Annotated in this window: 19 protein-coding genes; 7 read left to right on the forward strand and 12 right to left on the reverse strand. The window is 70.8% G+C overall.

Annotated elements, in window-relative coordinates:
- Positions 1-104 precede the first annotated feature (104 nt).
- The 4 genes from AB0N27_RS13360 to AB0N27_RS13375 all read right to left on the reverse strand — a co-directional run bounded on the left by AB0N27_RS13360 (position 105) and on the right by AB0N27_RS13375 (position 2,757).
- Positions 105-638, reverse strand: coding sequence for a hypothetical protein (locus AB0N27_RS13360; protein ID WP_364367963.1), 534 nt, complete (start codon positions 636-638; stop codon positions 105-107).
- 130 nt (positions 639-768) lie between these two features.
- Positions 769-1,749 (reverse strand): hypothetical protein, encoded by a 981-nt coding sequence (locus AB0N27_RS13365; RefSeq protein ID WP_364367966.1) that lies wholly within the window; start codon positions 1,747-1,749, stop codon positions 769-771.
- Entirely contained in the window at positions 1,746-2,078 is a 333-nt protein-coding gene (locus tag AB0N27_RS13370; protein ID WP_089017691.1) for a PadR family transcriptional regulator, read from the reverse strand. Before AB0N27_RS13370 ends, AB0N27_RS13365 begins: the two co-directional genes overlap by 4 nt.
- Positions 2,079-2,271: 193 nt before the next feature.
- Complete coding sequence (locus tag AB0N27_RS13375) at positions 2,272-2,757, reverse strand: MarR family transcriptional regulator (RefSeq protein ID WP_364367970.1); 486 nt, start codon at positions 2,755-2,757, stop codon at positions 2,272-2,274.
- 165 nt (positions 2,758-2,922) lie between these two features.
- On the opposite strand from AB0N27_RS13375, the gene AB0N27_RS13380 reads away from it, so the two are divergent.
- Positions 2,923-4,074, forward strand: coding sequence for an FAD-dependent monooxygenase (locus AB0N27_RS13380; protein ID WP_364367973.1), 1,152 nt, complete (start codon positions 2,923-2,925; stop codon positions 4,072-4,074).
- 111 nt (positions 4,075-4,185) lie between these two features.
- On the opposite strand, the gene AB0N27_RS13385 is transcribed toward AB0N27_RS13380, so the two are convergent.
- From AB0N27_RS13385 to eno, 5 genes are all read right to left on the reverse strand, one after another.
- Positions 4,186-5,115, reverse strand: coding sequence for a Ppx/GppA phosphatase family protein (locus tag AB0N27_RS13385; RefSeq protein ID WP_364370673.1), 930 nt, complete (start codon positions 5,113-5,115; stop codon positions 4,186-4,188).
- A 148-nt stretch (positions 5,116-5,263) separates the two neighbouring features.
- Positions 5,264-5,785 carry an amino-acid N-acetyltransferase gene (locus AB0N27_RS13390; RefSeq protein WP_364367976.1) on the reverse strand — a complete coding sequence of 174 codons (522 nt, stop codon included), beginning with the start codon at positions 5,783-5,785 and terminating at the stop codon, positions 5,264-5,266.
- The gene (locus AB0N27_RS13395) at positions 5,785-6,339 is read right to left on the reverse strand and encodes a DUF501 domain-containing protein (protein WP_364367979.1); all 555 of its coding nucleotides are present in this window, start codon (positions 6,337-6,339) and stop codon (positions 5,785-5,787) included. Before AB0N27_RS13395 ends, AB0N27_RS13390 begins: the two co-directional genes overlap by 1 nt.
- A 32-nt stretch (positions 6,340-6,371) precedes the next feature.
- Complete coding sequence (locus AB0N27_RS13400) at positions 6,372-7,013, reverse strand: septum formation initiator family protein (RefSeq protein ID WP_364367982.1); 642 nt, start codon at positions 7,011-7,013, stop codon at positions 6,372-6,374.
- A 78-nt stretch (positions 7,014-7,091) separates the two neighbouring features.
- Entirely contained in the window at positions 7,092-8,375 is a 1,284-nt protein-coding gene (eno, locus tag AB0N27_RS13405) for a phosphopyruvate hydratase (RefSeq protein ID WP_364367985.1), read from the reverse strand.
- Between the two features lie 213 nt (positions 8,376-8,588).
- Between eno and AB0N27_RS13410 the strand changes: the two genes are divergently transcribed.
- Positions 8,589-9,281 carry a hypothetical protein gene (locus AB0N27_RS13410; RefSeq protein ID WP_364367988.1) on the forward strand — a complete coding sequence of 231 codons (693 nt, stop codon included), beginning with the start codon at positions 8,589-8,591 and terminating at the stop codon, positions 9,279-9,281.
- A gap of 16 nt (positions 9,282-9,297) precedes the next feature.
- Here AB0N27_RS13410 and AB0N27_RS13415 read toward each other — a convergent pair whose 3' ends face one another.
- Positions 9,298-10,917, reverse strand: coding sequence for a DUF885 domain-containing protein (locus AB0N27_RS13415; protein ID WP_364367991.1), 1,620 nt, complete (start codon positions 10,915-10,917; stop codon positions 9,298-9,300).
- Between the two features lie 103 nt (positions 10,918-11,020).
- On the opposite strand from AB0N27_RS13415, the gene AB0N27_RS13420 reads away from it, so the two are divergent.
- The 5 genes from AB0N27_RS13420 to AB0N27_RS13440 all read left to right on the forward strand — a co-directional run bounded on the left by AB0N27_RS13420 (position 11,021) and on the right by AB0N27_RS13440 (position 13,383).
- Entirely contained in the window at positions 11,021-11,506 is a 486-nt protein-coding gene (locus AB0N27_RS13420; protein ID WP_364367994.1) for a YbaB/EbfC family nucleoid-associated protein, read from the forward strand.
- Complete coding sequence (locus AB0N27_RS13425) at positions 11,503-11,844, forward strand: type VII secretion target (protein WP_364367997.1); 342 nt, start codon at positions 11,503-11,505, stop codon at positions 11,842-11,844. The genes AB0N27_RS13420 and AB0N27_RS13425 overlap by 4 nt, the downstream gene beginning before the upstream one ends.
- 3 nt (positions 11,845-11,847) lie before the next feature.
- Positions 11,848-12,342: a hypothetical protein gene (locus AB0N27_RS13430; protein WP_364368000.1), complete on the forward strand. Its 495-nt coding sequence runs from the start codon at positions 11,848-11,850 to the stop codon at positions 12,340-12,342.
- A gap of 187 nt (positions 12,343-12,529) precedes the next feature.
- The gene (locus AB0N27_RS13435) at positions 12,530-12,940 is read left to right on the forward strand and encodes a hypothetical protein (RefSeq protein ID WP_364368003.1); all 411 of its coding nucleotides are present in this window, start codon (positions 12,530-12,532) and stop codon (positions 12,938-12,940) included.
- On the forward strand, positions 12,940-13,383 hold the full coding sequence (locus AB0N27_RS13440; protein WP_364368006.1) for an SUKH-3 domain-containing protein: 444 nt from the start codon (positions 12,940-12,942) through the stop codon (positions 13,381-13,383). Before AB0N27_RS13435 ends, AB0N27_RS13440 begins: the two co-directional genes overlap by 1 nt.
- A gap of 34 nt (positions 13,384-13,417) precedes the next feature.
- Here AB0N27_RS13440 and AB0N27_RS13445 read toward each other — a convergent pair whose 3' ends face one another.
- Together AB0N27_RS13445 and AB0N27_RS13450 are read right to left on the reverse strand one after the other, a co-directional pair.
- Positions 13,418-14,389 (reverse strand): nucleoside triphosphate pyrophosphohydrolase, encoded by a 972-nt coding sequence (locus AB0N27_RS13445; protein ID WP_364368008.1) that lies wholly within the window; start codon positions 14,387-14,389, stop codon positions 13,418-13,420.
- Positions 14,390-14,391: 2 nt separating this feature from the next.
- Positions 14,392-15,180 carry a hypothetical protein gene (locus AB0N27_RS13450; protein ID WP_364368011.1) on the reverse strand — a complete coding sequence of 263 codons (789 nt, stop codon included), beginning with the start codon at positions 15,178-15,180 and terminating at the stop codon, positions 14,392-14,394.
- Positions 15,181-15,242 lie beyond the last annotated feature (62 nt).

Below are 15,242 nucleotides of genomic sequence, written 5' to 3' on the forward strand. Positions count from 1 at the left end.
GCGCGAACAGTGGCATTCACCTCCTGTTCGACGGCCGGTGACTTTGGGTACGACGACGGCGGCGAGGATCTTTCCCCGCCGCCGTCGTCCGCGCCGATGTTTCGTCAGGCCTTCTTGGTCAGGCAGAGCACGTAGCCCGTCTTGCCCGGCTCGATGTTGTAGAAGACGTAGCCCTCGTCGCCCTCCTTGAGGAACTGCTCACACGAGGTGGGCGCCTTGGCCTGCGCCTCGGTCTGCCCGTCCACCCGGCCGACCACGTTGTACGCCGCCTCGGTGGAGGTACAGGAGACGACCTTGGCGCCGTCGACCTCCTCCTCCTTGGTGCCGGTCACCTCGGGAAGCTCGGCGATGCAGTCACCGGCCTTGGCGTCGGCCGTCTCGTCCTTGTTCAGGAAGTTGCCGATGGCCGAGCCGATACCGAACTTCAGGCCGGCGATGACGAGGAACACGACGATCGCGCCGATGATCCCGAGCGCCTTCTTCGCACCTGACTTCTTCGCCTCCTGCTCGACCGGCGGGGGCGTCGGCGTCTCGACGGCGGGCTTCGCCGTCTCGTCGGCCGGCTGCTGCGGCGTCTGGTCGGTTGGCTGCTGCGGCGTCGAGTCGGGGGCGGAGGGCGGTGCGACCTGCTCTGGCACGGGGGTTCCTTCCGAGGGGTTGATGAGCAGACGACACCGTAACGATCATTGATTTACGGTGCCGTCCCGCTCGCCTCGTCCGTTCAGCTATTTCCCAGCTTTCCCCACATGATCCAGTTCACATGGCCGGTCAGCTCGTCGGGGTCGGCGTCGGAGGCGTAGCCGGCGTCGCCGGGGGCGTGGTGGTCGCCGTCGGGTTCGTCGACGGCGTCGAGGTGGGCTCCGGTGTGTCGGTGGGTGTCGGGACCACCGCGCCCGGCGCCCGGTGACCGAAGGGCGCCTGGTCGACGCAGTACGGGTAGGGCCGCAGCAGCGGATTGCCGTACTCGTCGACGGGGCTGGAGCAGTCCGGGTAGCCCAGCCGGATCGGGTTGCCGTTCTGGTCGAACAGCCGGGCGTTCTCCACCAGGCGACCCTCGCTGTCGTAGACGAAGACGTCCCGGACCTGGCTGTACTGACTGTCGACCGAGGTCTGGTCGTAGTAGTAGTCGTCGTAGCCGAGCCGGTCCTCGGCGTTGGCCAGCGCGGCGAGCGCGAAGAGAACGAGCACCAGGCTGCCGGCGTGCATCGCCCAGCGTGGCCACCTGGTCAGTCGTTCGGAACGGCGGCCGAGCCAGATCGAGGCGAGCACGAGACCGACCAGCATGATCAGGCCGGCCAGCAGCTCGCCGCCGAACCGGGGCAGCAGACCGAAGTCGCCGCCGGTGCTCATCACGGTGATCAGCATCGCCGCCAGGTAGGCGCGCAGCACCCACCAACCGGGGCGCAGCAGCCGCAGGAATTCGCTCGCGTTCTCGTACCCGAGGAGGGGGCCGACCCGAAGGTCGACCGCGCGCAGCCGGGTGCGGACCCGGACCACCAGGGCGGCGACCCGCTGGTCGAGGTTGCGGCCGCCGTCCGGCGCGGCGCCGGCCGCGGCGCGCAGCTCGGCCGCGTACGTCTCGGGCTCACCCAACCGCTCGACGAGGGTGCCGTCGGTCTCGGCGGCGAACTCGGCGAGATGGTCGGCCAGATCCTCGGTCAGCTCGTCGCGCTGGGTGGGCGGCAGGTCGGCCAGGGCGGCCCGGACCCGCGCCACGTAGTCCGTGATTTCCTGCTCCGTGACGGTCATGCCGCCATCCCCCGATCGTCGAGCAGACTGTCCATTGTGGTGGCGAACGAGCGCCAGAGCTTGCCGGAGCGGGTCAACTGGTCGCGGCCCGCGGCGTTCAGTGCGTAGTACTTGCGGTGCGGCCCGGATTCGCTCGGCACGACGTACGTGGTGAGCAGGCCGGCGGCGAAGAGGCGGCGCAGCGTGCCGTAGACCGAGGCGTCGCCGACCTCCTCCAGCCCTGCCTCGCGGAGCCGGCGCAGGATGTCGTAGCCGTAGCCGTCCTCCTCCCGGAGCACGGCGAGGACGGCGAGGTCGAGCACGCCCTTCAGCAACTGTGTGGTGTCCACGCAGTGCACACTACTGTGCAGTGCGAAGTACCGTCAACGAACCCGTTGATGAACGGCGGGGCGCTCGGGCTTCCGTGGTTGCCTCCCGGCGCGATTTCCCCGCCCGTACCTGACCGACTGAAGCGAGGCCCTTGCGGAGCCCGCAGTCCGCCGACGTGCCGTTGGCCCGCTCGGCTCGGCCGGCCCCAGAGGGTTAGTCCTTCGGGGTTGATTCGCAGTCGCGGAGGTAGGCCTCCATGGCGGTGCGGAGATTGTCGGCGGCACGGACGATGAGGGCGAGCTGTTCCGTGGTGAACTCACCCAACGCCTGACCGAGCTGCAGATGCAGCGGTTCGAAGAAGGTGTCGGCAGCGGCGTTGATCGTCGTGGTCGAGCGCAGGGTCACGATCCGCCGGTCGGAGCCCTCCCGTGCGCGCTCGACATGCCCCGCCTTCTCCAGGCGTCCGAGAAGGATCGAGGTCGCACCCGGCGAGAGCCCCACGCGTTCGGCGAGGCGAGCTGGCGTCAGCGGCCGACCACGCTGTTCCGCCTCGATGATCAGCACGATGGCGTCAGCGTCGGTGGTGTGCAACCGCGCACTGCGGGCGAAGGCCCTTGCCAGTTCCTTCTGCGTGGCGGTGAAGGCCGTGAGGCTGCTCAGCACCCGCTCGTACTCATCACCCGGCTCAGCCTCTGCCATGACCCACCTTTCGACACCCTCGGCACCTTACGGCAACCTCGTATAGTTATGTGGCATAATAGTTTTGCGACATAACAACCTGAGGTCGGGGCCCACCAGGCCGCCGGACTCACCCAGACCAGCAGTCGCCTGCGGCCCATCGAAGGAACTCAAGGAGTCATCACAGTGAACGGACCGATCACCATTGCCGGAGCCGGACTGGCCGGACTCGCCCTCGCCCGCGTCCTGCACGTCCACGGCATTGCCTCGACCGTCTACGAGGCGGAGGCATCGCCCAGCGGACGCACCCAGGGCGGCCAGCTCGATATCCACGACTTCAACGGCCAGGTCGCCCTCCAGCAGTGCCGGCTCATGGACGAGTTCCACTCGATCGTCAACATGGGCGCCGAGGCCATGCGATTCCTCAACCCCGACGGAGAACTCGTCGGCGAGATCCTCGACGACGGGGAACTGAACAACCCCGAAGTCCTGCGCGGCGAACTGCGCAGGATCCTGATCGAGTCACTGCCCCACGGCACAATCCAGTGGGGCCACAAGATCGCCTCGGTCACCCCAGGAGACGGCCACCGACCGCACGTGATCAACTTCGCGAACGGCTCGTCGGTCTCAACCAACGCGCTGGTCGGCGCCGACGGGGCCTGGTCGCGGGTCCGGGGTTCGCTCAACGGCGCCATGCCCGAGTACCTGGGAACCCTGTGGGTCGAAACGTTCCTCCACGACGTCGAAAAGAACCACCCGCAGAGCGCCGCACTGGTCGGCAGCGGCGCGATGCTGGCGATGAAGCCGGGCAGGGGAATCTTCGGACACCGCGAGGCGAACGACGTGATCCACACCTACGTCGTACTGAAGAAGCCGCTCGAGTGGATGCGGTCGGTCGACTTCTCCGACCGCGAGCGCGCGCTGACGCTCGTCGCCGAGCAGCTGGGTCAGGGCTGGGCACCTGAGCTGCTCGAACTGGTCACCCGAGGCGAGACCACGCCGGTCGCACGCCCGATCTGGGGACTGCCGCTGGAACACACCTGGGACCGCGTCCCGGGCATCATGCTCATCGGCGACGCCGCCCACCTCACCCCGCCCGACGGCGACGGCGCGAACTGGGCCCTCTACGACGGCGCCCAGCTCGCACAAGCCATCGCCGCAAAGCCCGCCGACATCGACACGGCGTTCAACACCTTCGCCGAACAGATGCTGCCCCGCAGCGCCGCGTCCTCGACCGAGGGCTACCAGTCCTTCGAGCAAACCTTCGGCTACAACGCACCCGCGAACCTGCGCGACATGATGAACCGCACCAAGACCTACGGCCACCAACACCAGTGAGCACCCCACACCTGCCCACCGACTCGTGAATCACCCACCCCCCGCCGGCCTCGGCGGGGGGACACGGACCCCGGATCTAGAACACGACCTTCGATCAGGGCCGCGCGTGGCCTACCGGAGGCTCCAGGCGATCCCGTCGAGGATGTCATGCTCCGAGGCGACCACCGACGGCATCCCGGCCCTCTCCATGATCACGCGGAGCACCAGCGCGCCGGCGCCGATCACGTCAGCCCGACCCGGGTGCATCACCGGGATCTCCAACCGCTGCGCGCTGGTGCGAGCCAGCAGATCGTCGGTCACCCCGGCCACCGCCTCGTACGACACCCGGGCGTAATGGATGCGCTCCGGGTCGTACTCCTGGAGGCCCTGCGCGATGGCGACCACTGTCGTGACCGACCCGGCGAGGCCGACAAGCGTGGCGGCCTCGCGGCCGGGCACCACCGCGAGCGCCCGGTCCACCGCAGCCGCGATGTCGGCCTGCGCGGCCGCGACCTGCTGCGGCGTCGGCGGGTCGCCCGCCAGGTGACGCTCGGTCATCCGGACACAGCCGACGTCCACCGAGATCGCCGCCCGCACCCCGGCGGCCCGGTCTCCCACCACGAACTCGGTCGAGCCACCGCCGATGTCGACCACCAGGAACGGCTCCTTCGCGTCGGACGGCAACCCGCGCACCGCGCCGGTGAACGACAGCCGCGCCTCCTCGTCGCCGGTCACCACCTCGGGCTCGACCCCGAGGGTCGCCCGGACCATCTCGGTGAAGTCGTCGGCGTTCGCCGCGTCCCGGGAGGCGGAAGTGGCGCACATCCGCACCCGCTCGGCGCCCAGCTTCTCGATGTCGGCGGCGTACGACGACAGCGCCACCCGCGTCCGTTCGATCGCCTCCGGCGCGAGCCGGCCCGTCCGGTCCACGCCCTGCCCCAGCCGGACGATCTCCATCCGCCGGGTCAGGTCGGTCAGCGGTGCCTCGGAGCCGGCCGACGCCTCGGGCAGATCGGCCACCAGCAGTCGGATCGAGTTGGTCCCGCAGTCGATGGCCGCCACACGCGTCGTCACGGCAGCAACCTTACGGCAGGCCACGCCTCGCACAGCGTGCACCGGACCTCCCAGCACCTGCGCGCCAAGCGTGGTCAGGTGGTGCCGGACGGCCCGTTCGCTGGCGATCGGACAGCCCACCCGCGCAGGGCCTGACCTACAGGCGCAGCAGCATCCGGGTGTTGCCAAGCGTGTTCGGTTTGACCCGCTCCAGATCCAGGAACTCCGCGACACCCTCGTCGTACGACCGCAGCAACTGCTCGTACACCGGCTGCGGCACCGGAGCGCCGTCGATCTCCCGGAAGCCGAACGAGCCGAAGAACCGCGTCTCGAAGGTGAGCACGAAGATCCGCGCCACGCCCAGCTCCCGGGCCGCGTCGATCAGCTCGCCCACCAGCCGGTGACCGATCCGGCGGCCCCGGCAGGACGGATCCACCGCCACCGTACGGATTTCGGCCAGGTCCTCCCACATCACGTGCAGCGCGCCGCAGCCCACCACCACGCCGTCCTCGGCCCGGACCGCCACCCGGAACTCCTGCACGTCCTCGTACAGGGTGACGGTGGCCTTGCTGAGCAGACGCCTGTCGTCGGTGTACGTGTCGACCAGCCGCCGGATGCCCCGCACGTCGCCGGTGCGGGCCCGCCGCACCAGGATCTGACCCTCGACGGACGCTGTCATCAGGCGGGAGGCACGTCCACGCACGGACCGGCCGCCCACCAGGGCTCGACCAGGTCCAGCGTCTCGTCGCCGAACGGGTTCACACCGGGCCCGGCGCCCAACGCGTGCCCCAGGTGCACGTGCAGGCACTTCACCCGACCCGGCATACCGCCGGCGGAGATGCCGGCGATCTCCGGCACCTCACCGATCGCCTCCCGGCGGGTGAGGTAGTCCTCGTGTGCCGCCCGGTAGTGGGCGGCCAGCTCCGGATCCGTCGTCAGCCGGTCCGCCATCTCCTTCATCAGCCCCGCCGACTCCAGCCGGCTGCACGCGGCGGTGGCCCGGGGGCAGGTCAGGTAGTACAGCGTCGGGAACGGGGTGCCGTCGGCGAGGCGCGGCGTCGTCTCCACCACGTCCGGCAGGCCGCACGGGCAGCGGTGCGCCACCGCCCGGGTGCCCCGGGGCGGGCGGCCGAGCTGCGCGGCCACCGCGGCCAGGTCGGCCTCCGTGGCCGGTTCCCGCTTCGGCGGAGGTACGGAATCCGCCGCCGGTTCCGACGGTGGTACGACAGTCACGGTGCCCATCTCTCCTGACGCTTGTCGGTCGGTCACTTGCCGGGCTGCTGGCTGTCCGCCGCCCGTACGCTCGACCACATCGTGTCGTACCAGGTGACCGGCCCCGCCGGGGCGGCCGGACCGGCCGACTTCCCGGCGTCGCGGGCGGCGCCCTCCGGATCGTGCAGGACAACCATCATCTTCTCGCCCGGTCGGCCCATGAAGAACCGTTCCCGGGCCTTGGTCTCGATGAACGCGTCGTCCTGCCACTTCGCGGCCTCGGCGGCGAGCTTGGCGATCTCCTGCTCCTGCACCGCCTGCGCGGCCTCCATCCGTTCGATGTCGGCCTGCTGGTCCAGGTAGACGCGCACCGGATAGGTGTACGCGAGGGCGAGCGCGATGAGCACCGCGAACAGCACTGTGGCCCGACCGGTGAAGCGACGGGGATGGGGTGCGGCGAGCCGCTTGACGGCCCCACCGGCGGCGGTACGCCGAGCGGCGGCCGGACGGTTCGCCGAGCGCACGCCGTCGGCACCCCGCGCCGCGCCCGGCGCCCGGCCGGCGGCGCCCCGCGGCTCGGCGCGTACGCCTGTCTCGCGGACCGACCCACGGGTGCCCCGGCCGCCACCCGGCCGGCCGGACTGACCCGGCCGGCGGGCGGGACGCTGACCACCCGGTGTGCGCCGCTGCTGCATCGTCACACCCCTCCCCCGAGGCTTCGTGCGTTACGGAGATTGCCGGGAAGCCCCGCGGTGGGGCTTCCCGACCACGTCTCAGGCCGAACGGTAGCGCGGGAAGGCGCCGGCGCCTGCGTAGCGCGCCGCGTCCGCCAGCTCCTCCTCGATCCGGAGCAGCTGGTTGTACTTGGCCACCCGGTCCGAGCGGGCCGGCGCGCCGGTCTTGATCTGACCGCAGCCGGTGGCCACCGCCAGGTCGGCGATGGTGGTGTCCTCGGTCTCGCCGGAACGGTGGCTCATCATGCACTTGAAGCCGGCCCGGTGGGCCAGGTCCACCGCGTCCAGGGTCTCGGTGAGCGAACCGATCTGGTTGACCTTGACGAGGACGGCGTTCGCCGCCTTCTCCGCGATGCCGCGGGCGATGCGCTGCGGGTTGGTCACGAACAGGTCGTCGCCGACGATCTGCACCCGGTCGCCGATCGAGGCGGTGAGCGTCTGCCAACCGCTCCAGTCGTCCTCGGCCAGCGGGTCCTCGATCGACACGATCGGGTACTCGTCCGCGAGCTTCGTGTAGTAGGTGCTCATCTCCTCGGCGGACTTGCCGGCGCCCTCGAACGTGTACGTGCCGTTCTCGAAGAACTCCGTCGCCGCCACGTCGAGCGCGAACACGATGTCGGTGCCGAGCCGGTAACCGGCCTTCTCGACCGCCTCGGCGATCAGGTCCAGGGCGGCGGCGTTCGTCGGCAGGTTCGGCGCGAAGCCACCCTCGTCGCCGAGCCCCGTCGACAGGCCCTTCTTCTTCAGCACCGACTTCAGCGCGTGGTAGACCTCCGCGCCCGAACGCAGCGCCTCACGGAACGTGGGCGCGCCGATCGGCGCGATCATGAATTCCTGGATGTCGACGTTCGAGTCGGCGTGCGCGCCACCGTTGAGGATGTTCATCATCGGCACCGGCAGCAGGTGCGCGTTCGGGCCGCCCAGGTAGCGGAAGAGGCTCAGCTCGGCGCTGCCGGCGGCCGCCTTCGCCACCGCCAGGGAGACGCCCAGGATGGCGTTCGCGCCCAGCTCCGACTTGCTGTCGGTGCCGTCGATGTCGAGCATCTTCTGGTCGATGAGCCGCTGCTCGCTGGCCTCGTACCCGATGATCTGGTCGACGATCTTGTCTTCGACGTTGGAGACCGCCTTCTCCACGCCCTTGCCCTGGTAGCGGTCGGCGTCACCGTCGCGCAGCTCGATCGCCTCGAACGCGCCGGTGGAGGCGCCGGAGGGCACCGCGGCGCGGGCCACCGTGCCGTCGTCCAGGCCGACCTCGACCTCGACCGTGGGGTTGCCCCGCGAGTCGAGAATCTCCCGGGCGACGATTCCCTCGATGGTTGCCACTGAGTCGCTCCTCGTTGTTGTGATCCGGTCCGTGGGTGGGCCGCGACGGTGCGGCTGAGGCAGGTGTTGAACGCAGCGTATCGGTCCACGGGAAAGGGCACGGCGTCGCCCGCGCACCCGAGCCGCCCCGCACTGACGGACATTCCCGGATTTCCGGGCGTCAACCGGCAACTGGTTTGCGCTGCGCGGACCGGATCCACCAGGCTGGTCGTCATGCCCGCCGCCTCGACCACCCTCCGCATGCTCGCCGTGTCGGTCATCGCGTCGCTCACGGTCACCGGCTGTCAGACATTCGAGGACGCCGGAGTCGCCCTGGAGCGCTCCGAACTCGTCAACGACCTCGCCACCCGCCTCGACCGGGCGCTGGAGTTGACCTACTCGGCCGACTACCAGCTCCCCGGGGGCCAGAGTGCAGCGATCGTGCAGGCACAGGACCCGGCCCGCTCGTCGTACACCTACCCCGGTGGGCGGCTCACCGTCACCCCGGAGGCGGTCACCAGGTGCACGGGCACCGGCCCTCGCACCGAGTGCACACTCGTCGCACCTCCCACACCGGCCGGCAAGCCCACCGTGTCGCTGTTCACCGAGGCCAACCAGCAGGGCCTGGCCACCCCACCCGTGGTGGTGGGACTGCTGACCGCCGCCGCGCTCGACCCGCAGGCGGTCATCAAGCAGACCGACACCACTGTCGCCGGGCGGCACGCCACCTGCGTCGAGGTGCAACGGTCGGACGGCGACTTCACCGCCTGCGTGACCACAGAGGGTGTGCTGGGCAGCTTCACCGGGCCGGTCGACGGCAAACCGATGGAACTGGCGTTGAGCCACTACTCCGAGACGGTCCCGCAGGACGCGTTCGACCCGCCCGCGGGCGCGAACGTGGTGGACCGCCGCCCCGGGGGCGCGTGACCGGCGCGGAGGTCTCCTAGACCCCCAGCAGGGTGCGCAGGTGGCGCGGAGGCGGGCAGTCGTGGGCGAGCATCGCGTCGTGCCACTCGCGCGTCGACACGCCGTCCGGGCGGGCGGCGGCGATCTCGGCCACCTCGCTGTACCCGACGAAGTACGTCGACAGCTGCGTGGAGGTGAGCAACGCCCGGCGCCACTTGCCGGCCGCCTCGCCCTCCTCCTGGAAGCCGCGCCCGGTCATCAGCGCCATCGCCTCGGCCTCGGGCAGATCCTCGGCGTGCACCAGCTGGTCGAGCAGCGCATTGATGGTCATCCGCAGCTGCATCTTGAGCTGCTGCAACCGCACCGGCAGCCCGCCGAAGCCCAACCCGGCCATCAGCTCCTCGGCGTACACCGCCCAGCCCTCGATGAACGGACCGGACTCGGCGAGCGCCCGCACCCGCGTACCGCCGACGTAGCGGCGGGCGTGGGCCAGCTGGAGGAAGTGCCCGGGCATCGCCTCGTGCACTGTCAGGTTGCGGATCATGTGGTCGTTGTACTCGCGGTAGAACGACTCCACCCGCTGCGCCGGCCAGTCCGACGGGGTGGGGGCGATGCAGTAGAAGGTGGGGACGTTCGCGGTCTCCAGCGGGCCCGGCGAGTCGCAGTACGCCACGGCGACGCCCCTGGCGAACTCCGGCATCTCCTGGATGACGCACCTGTCGTCGACAAGGCTGACGAGGTCGTGGAGGCGGACGAAGTCGGTCGCCTCGTCGAGGGTGACGCCGGCCAGCTCGACGATCGTCGCGTCGTCGGGGTGTTCGGCGGCGAGCACGTCGAGTGCCCGGCGTACCGCCTCGTCGTCGGCCCGGCCACCGACCAGCTCGACCGCCGCCGCGCGGATCTCCTCGGTGACCCGGTCCAGGTTGGCCCAGGCGCGGCGTTGGATCTCGGCGGCGCTCAGCTCGGTGTCGAGGGTGTGCCAGAGCCGGGCCTCCCAGCGGCGACGGCCCAGCCGTGGGTCGCGGCCCGGTCCGGCGTCGGCGGCGAGACCGGCGCGCAGCCAGGCGACGAACTCCTCAAGCGCGGCGATGGCGGCGGTGGCCGCCGGCTCCACCCGGTCGAGGCTGCCCGGCGCCTGGGCGATCAGCCCCGGCAGCTCGTCACGGATCAGCGCGGCCGTGCCGGTGAACTGCCCGACCGCCGTCTCGGCGTGGATCCGCGGCATGTCCCGCAGGGTCGCGCGGGCGGTGGCGAGGGCGTCGGGTACGGCGGCGAGCCGGCCGGCCAGCTGGGTCAGCCGCACCTCGGCCGGGGCGTACGGGCGGGCCAGCAGCGGATGCAGCAGCGGGCCGGGGTTGTGCCGCAGCGGGTTCCACTCGTGGGAGCGGATCTCGGTCAGCTCGAACAGCTCCCGGTCGACGAACGAGGTGAGCAGCGCGTGGTCCACCTGCTCGTCCACGTCGAGCGAGTCCGGGTCCAGTTCGGACAGTGCGTTCGCCGCGTCGGAGAGCATCGCCACGTCGCCGGCCATCGCCCCGGCGGACAGATCCGGCAGCCGATCGTCGAACCGGTGGTCGCCGGCGGCGGTGGCGATCCCCGGCCGACTCTCCAACAACGCCTCGACGACCCGCTCCGCCAGGACCTCAAACTCTTCCACCCCCCGACCCTACCGACCGCCCTGCGCTCACCGTCGGCGAACGGGGCTCAACGGTTTGACTTGTGTCGATATTCTCGACACCTCGGCGTCGGGAGGTCTGGTCGTGGAAGACGAGAGTGCGCGGGTTCCGCGCCAGGGCGGGCGGCTGGGTGGCCCCGGCTTCGGGGCGGTGGAGTTCGACCAACTCCTCCAGCAGGCACGTGACACGTTGGCCTCGACTCGCCGGGCGGCGCAGCCCACCAGCGGCGGCGACACCGAGCCGGGCGCGGTTCAGGCGGTGGGCGAGGCCCTGGACGGTCTGGTACGCGCCGTCGCGAACGCGGACGGCGCCCTCTCCGACCTCACCCTGGACCCCAGGGTGCTGCGCGTCCCGCTGGCCGATGTCGCCGACGGCGTACGGCAGGCGGTGAACGCGGCGGTCACCGAGGCGCGGGCCGCGACAGAGCCGCAGATCCCGGACGACGTGCCCCAAGTCGACCTCGACGCTCTGGGGGAACGGATCGGACGGATCCAGTCCGAGAGCCTCCGGCAGATGGCGAGGTTCTCCGAGACGGTGAACGACGTCCTCGATCGGATGCGGCGCCCGTGAAGCCGCTGGACGTGGACCCGGAGCTGCTGCGGCAGACCGGCGGCGAACTCGACTCGGCGGCGGAGCGGATGGACGCGCTGGTCCAACAGGTGAGCGGCCAACTCGCGACGGTCGGCGAGGTGTGGGGCGGTGACGACGTGGGATTCCTCATCGGCGAGTGTTTCGGCGGCGCCTTCGAGTTGGCAGTCGACTGCTTCGAGGCCAACACCGAAGCCCTCGAGGAGTACGCCGACCGGCTGCGTGGGATGGCCGAGGCGTACCAGCGGGTGGAGGAGACGAACACCCAGACCCTGCTCGACCTGGGGCGGGCTCTCGACAGCGGCGCCGGGAGGGCGTGAACGATGGGTCTCCAGCTCCCCGGCGAACTCGTATCGGTGCTTGGCTGGTTGGGCTTCTCCTGGCCGGAGGCCGACGAGGAGCGGATGTTCGAACTGGGCCAGCAGTGGCTGCGGTTAGCCGACGAGGTCGACGGTCCGGTCACCTACGCGTCGAACGCCGCCACCACGCTGTGGCAGAGCAGTGCCGGTGAGGCGATCGACGCCTTCCGGGCCGCCTGGACGGCGGAGAACTCACCGGCTGGCAATTTGGAGAACGCGGGCCAGGGTGCGCGGATCCTGGGCCTGGCGATGATCGTCTGCGCCGGGATCGTGCTCGCGCTGAAGATCAATGTGATCGTGCAGTTGGCGCTTCTCGCGTTCCAGGTCGCCCAGGCGATCGCCACCGCCGTGGCCACGTTTGGCGCCTCACTGCTCGAGATACCGATCTTCAAGATAATCGCTGAGCTGATCATCGATCAGCTGATCGGGATGGCCCTGGAAATGATCCTCAATGGCTAAAGGAGGCCGGGGTGGCGGCGGCCGAGGTGGCGGGGGCCGGGGAGACCGGCGTGGCGGTCGTGGCGGTCGTGGCGGTCGCGGCATAGCCAGCCCGGCCAACGACTTCTTCGACTTCCCGCCGAACGCCGGGGGCCCCGGGGGTCCCGGCGGCCCGGGTGGTCCCCGGCCACCGGGGCGGGGCCGCGACATGACCCCTGAGGAACGGGACGCCCGGGCCCGAGAGCTCGCCGCGGAGAACGCCGATCGCCGCCAGCGCGAGGGACGGGAGGAGGGCGTCTCCGAGTCGGTGGTGACAGCCGATGGCCGCGAATACACGGCAAGCAGCTCGGACACCCCCTTCCCCGTTCAAGATCCGGACGTGCGCGACGTGATCGACCGCGCGGACCCGCGCGCCGACTGGCACGGGCGCTGCGCGCTACCCCGGGCCATCGAGGACGCGATCGTGCGGGACGGCCTCGACCTGGAGGACTTCCGGGGAGCATCGGTCGGCTCGGCTCAGATCGGCCCGCCAGGCAGTCGCACCCACGGGCGGTACGTTCCGCCGTGTGATAGTTGTGAACCGCTGTTCGACGAGCTGGACCTGAGAAGGGCGATCTGATGGCCGAGGCACACGACTGGACGTCAGAGGTCGTCGCCCACCTGACCACTGCCGGTTGGCAGCCGGGCCGCCGGATCGACCTGCGCGACTGGGCGCAGGAGCTGGCCACGGGCAGCGGATTCCAGCTGCATCCGGCGGCGGCCACGTTCCTGGCCGAGTTCGGCGGGATCAACGTGCCCCGCATCCGCGGCCTCGGGCAGGATGTCGCCTCGGTCGCTTTCGAGCTGGATCCCCGTAACGCCGAGGGCCGCCGGGACTGGTTCCGCAGTCTCGGCTGCCCGGCTCGGGGCGAGCTCTACCCGATCGGCGACGCCGGAGGCGGACACGCCATTCTCGCCATCGACGAGGAGTCCACCGTGTTCATGCTCTTCGGGAACGAGTGCCGGCGAATCGGCACCGGTGCCGAGGCGGTCGCCAACCTGGTGACCGGCCGGCGTCCCTGAATCGGCCGCCGGCGGCAGGTCAGGGATCCGGCGATCAGCCGGACTCGGCGGCGCGGACGGCCTCGGCGTACGCCAGTGCGGTGCGACGTAGGGCGGATTCCGCATCCAGGCCGGCCTGACGGGCCGCGGCGACCGTCGCCAGGAGGCTGGCACCGAGCCGCGCCTCCTCGTCCACCTGGGTGTCGGCCAGCGGCGGCGGAACGGCCAGGCCGATCCGGGCGGCGCGGTCCAGGATCTGCGCGGCCAGGGCCAGCGCGGGCTGGCTCAGCGCCACCCCGTCCAGTATCGAGTCGCGTGCCTTCTCGGCCCGCTTGATCCGCTCCCAGTTGGCGGTGATCTCCTCAAGCGTGCCCGCCTCCGCCCCGGCGAAGACGTGCGGATTGCGCCTGATCATCTTGTCGACCAGGCCACCGGCCACGTCGTCGATGGTCCACCGCTCACCCTCGGGCAGCTCCTCGGCCAGCCGGGCGTGCAACACCACCTGAAGGAGCACGTCGCCCAACTCCTCGCGCAACGCGTCGGTGTCGTCGGCGCCTATCGCGTCGTACGCCTCGTAGCTCTCCTCCAGCAGATACGGGGCGAGGCTACGGTGCGTCTGCGCCCGCTTCCACGGATCACCACCAGGCGAGGCCAGCCGGTCCATCACGGCAACCGCGTCCAGCAGGCGGGCACCCGGCGGGTCCCACGAGCCGTACATCAGCTCCATCTCGGCCAACCCCGGCTCCCGCGCCAGCCGCAGACCCAACTCCCGGGCCAGCGCCTCGTCGCCGGCCGGCCCTGCCAACCAGACCGCCGTACCGTGCGCCGCCACCGTGTCCAGCAGCCGCTGCGTCGCCGGGCCGTCCACCACCGTCACCTCGGCGCCCGCCTGGCGCACGGCCGTGACCAGCTCACTCTCCGCGCCGCACAGCACCGGATGCTGACGTACGACGTCCCAGGCGGCAGCGGTCAGCAGACCCGCGGGCAGCCGGGGCGAGGTGACGAGCAGGACGATCCGTGCCGTCATGCTCAGCTGGCCGTGCCCTCGGCGTCCGGGCTGCCACTCGACGGCACCGACTCCGGGGTGGAGATGTCCGTGACCGGGCCCTCCTCGTTGATGTACGGCAGCGAGTAGAACACCAACGACTGGCCGGTGCTCACCACCGACGGCACGCCCACCGCCCGGAAACGGGGGTTGATCGTGACGTCGACCCGGTCGGCCTCCTCCTCCAGGGCGGCGCTGAGCGCGGTAGCGCTGCGCACGAAACCGCCGTCGCCGAAGGCCCGCCGCACGTCGGCCACGGACATCCCGCCCTGGATCGCGCCGGTCTTCGCGAGGGCGTCGTAGACAGCCATCAACGAGTCGTCGCTCAGGTCGGCCGGCGGAAGCTGCTGGTTGAGCGCCTGGAGCAGGTCGATCCACTCACCCCAGAGCTTGGCGTACTCGGTGCTGGCCGGCACCCGCAGGTTCTGCTCCAACTGCTCCGGGCTGATCTCGTCGGGCACCTGGAGGTTCTTCGCCGACGCGACCCGCTTGCCCAGGTCCAGGCTGACCAGCAGGTTCACCACGTCCTGCCGGGTGACTGCGGAACGCAGCTGCTCGGGCGACGGCGACGCGCCCGCCTGGCCGGCCTCGCGGCGGACGGCTTCCCCGTACTTCGCCTGCACGTCGTCGTAGATCGCGTCGACCCGGTCCAGGGAGTACGTCGTGTCACCGACGTACGCGGCGACGTCCGGCGCGGACTTCCCGCAGGCAGCGAGGGAGAGGACACCCAGAGCCGCGACGCTGGCGGCGGCGATCACACGGCGAGCACGCATGCCCGTCACTCTCTCATGCCCTCCCGGTCGCTGTGACGGCCCCCACCACACCGCGCACGCCC

The organism is Micromonospora sp. NPDC093244, from assembly GCF_040683695.1.
GTDB lineage: Bacteria > Actinomycetota > Actinomycetes > Mycobacteriales > Micromonosporaceae > Micromonospora.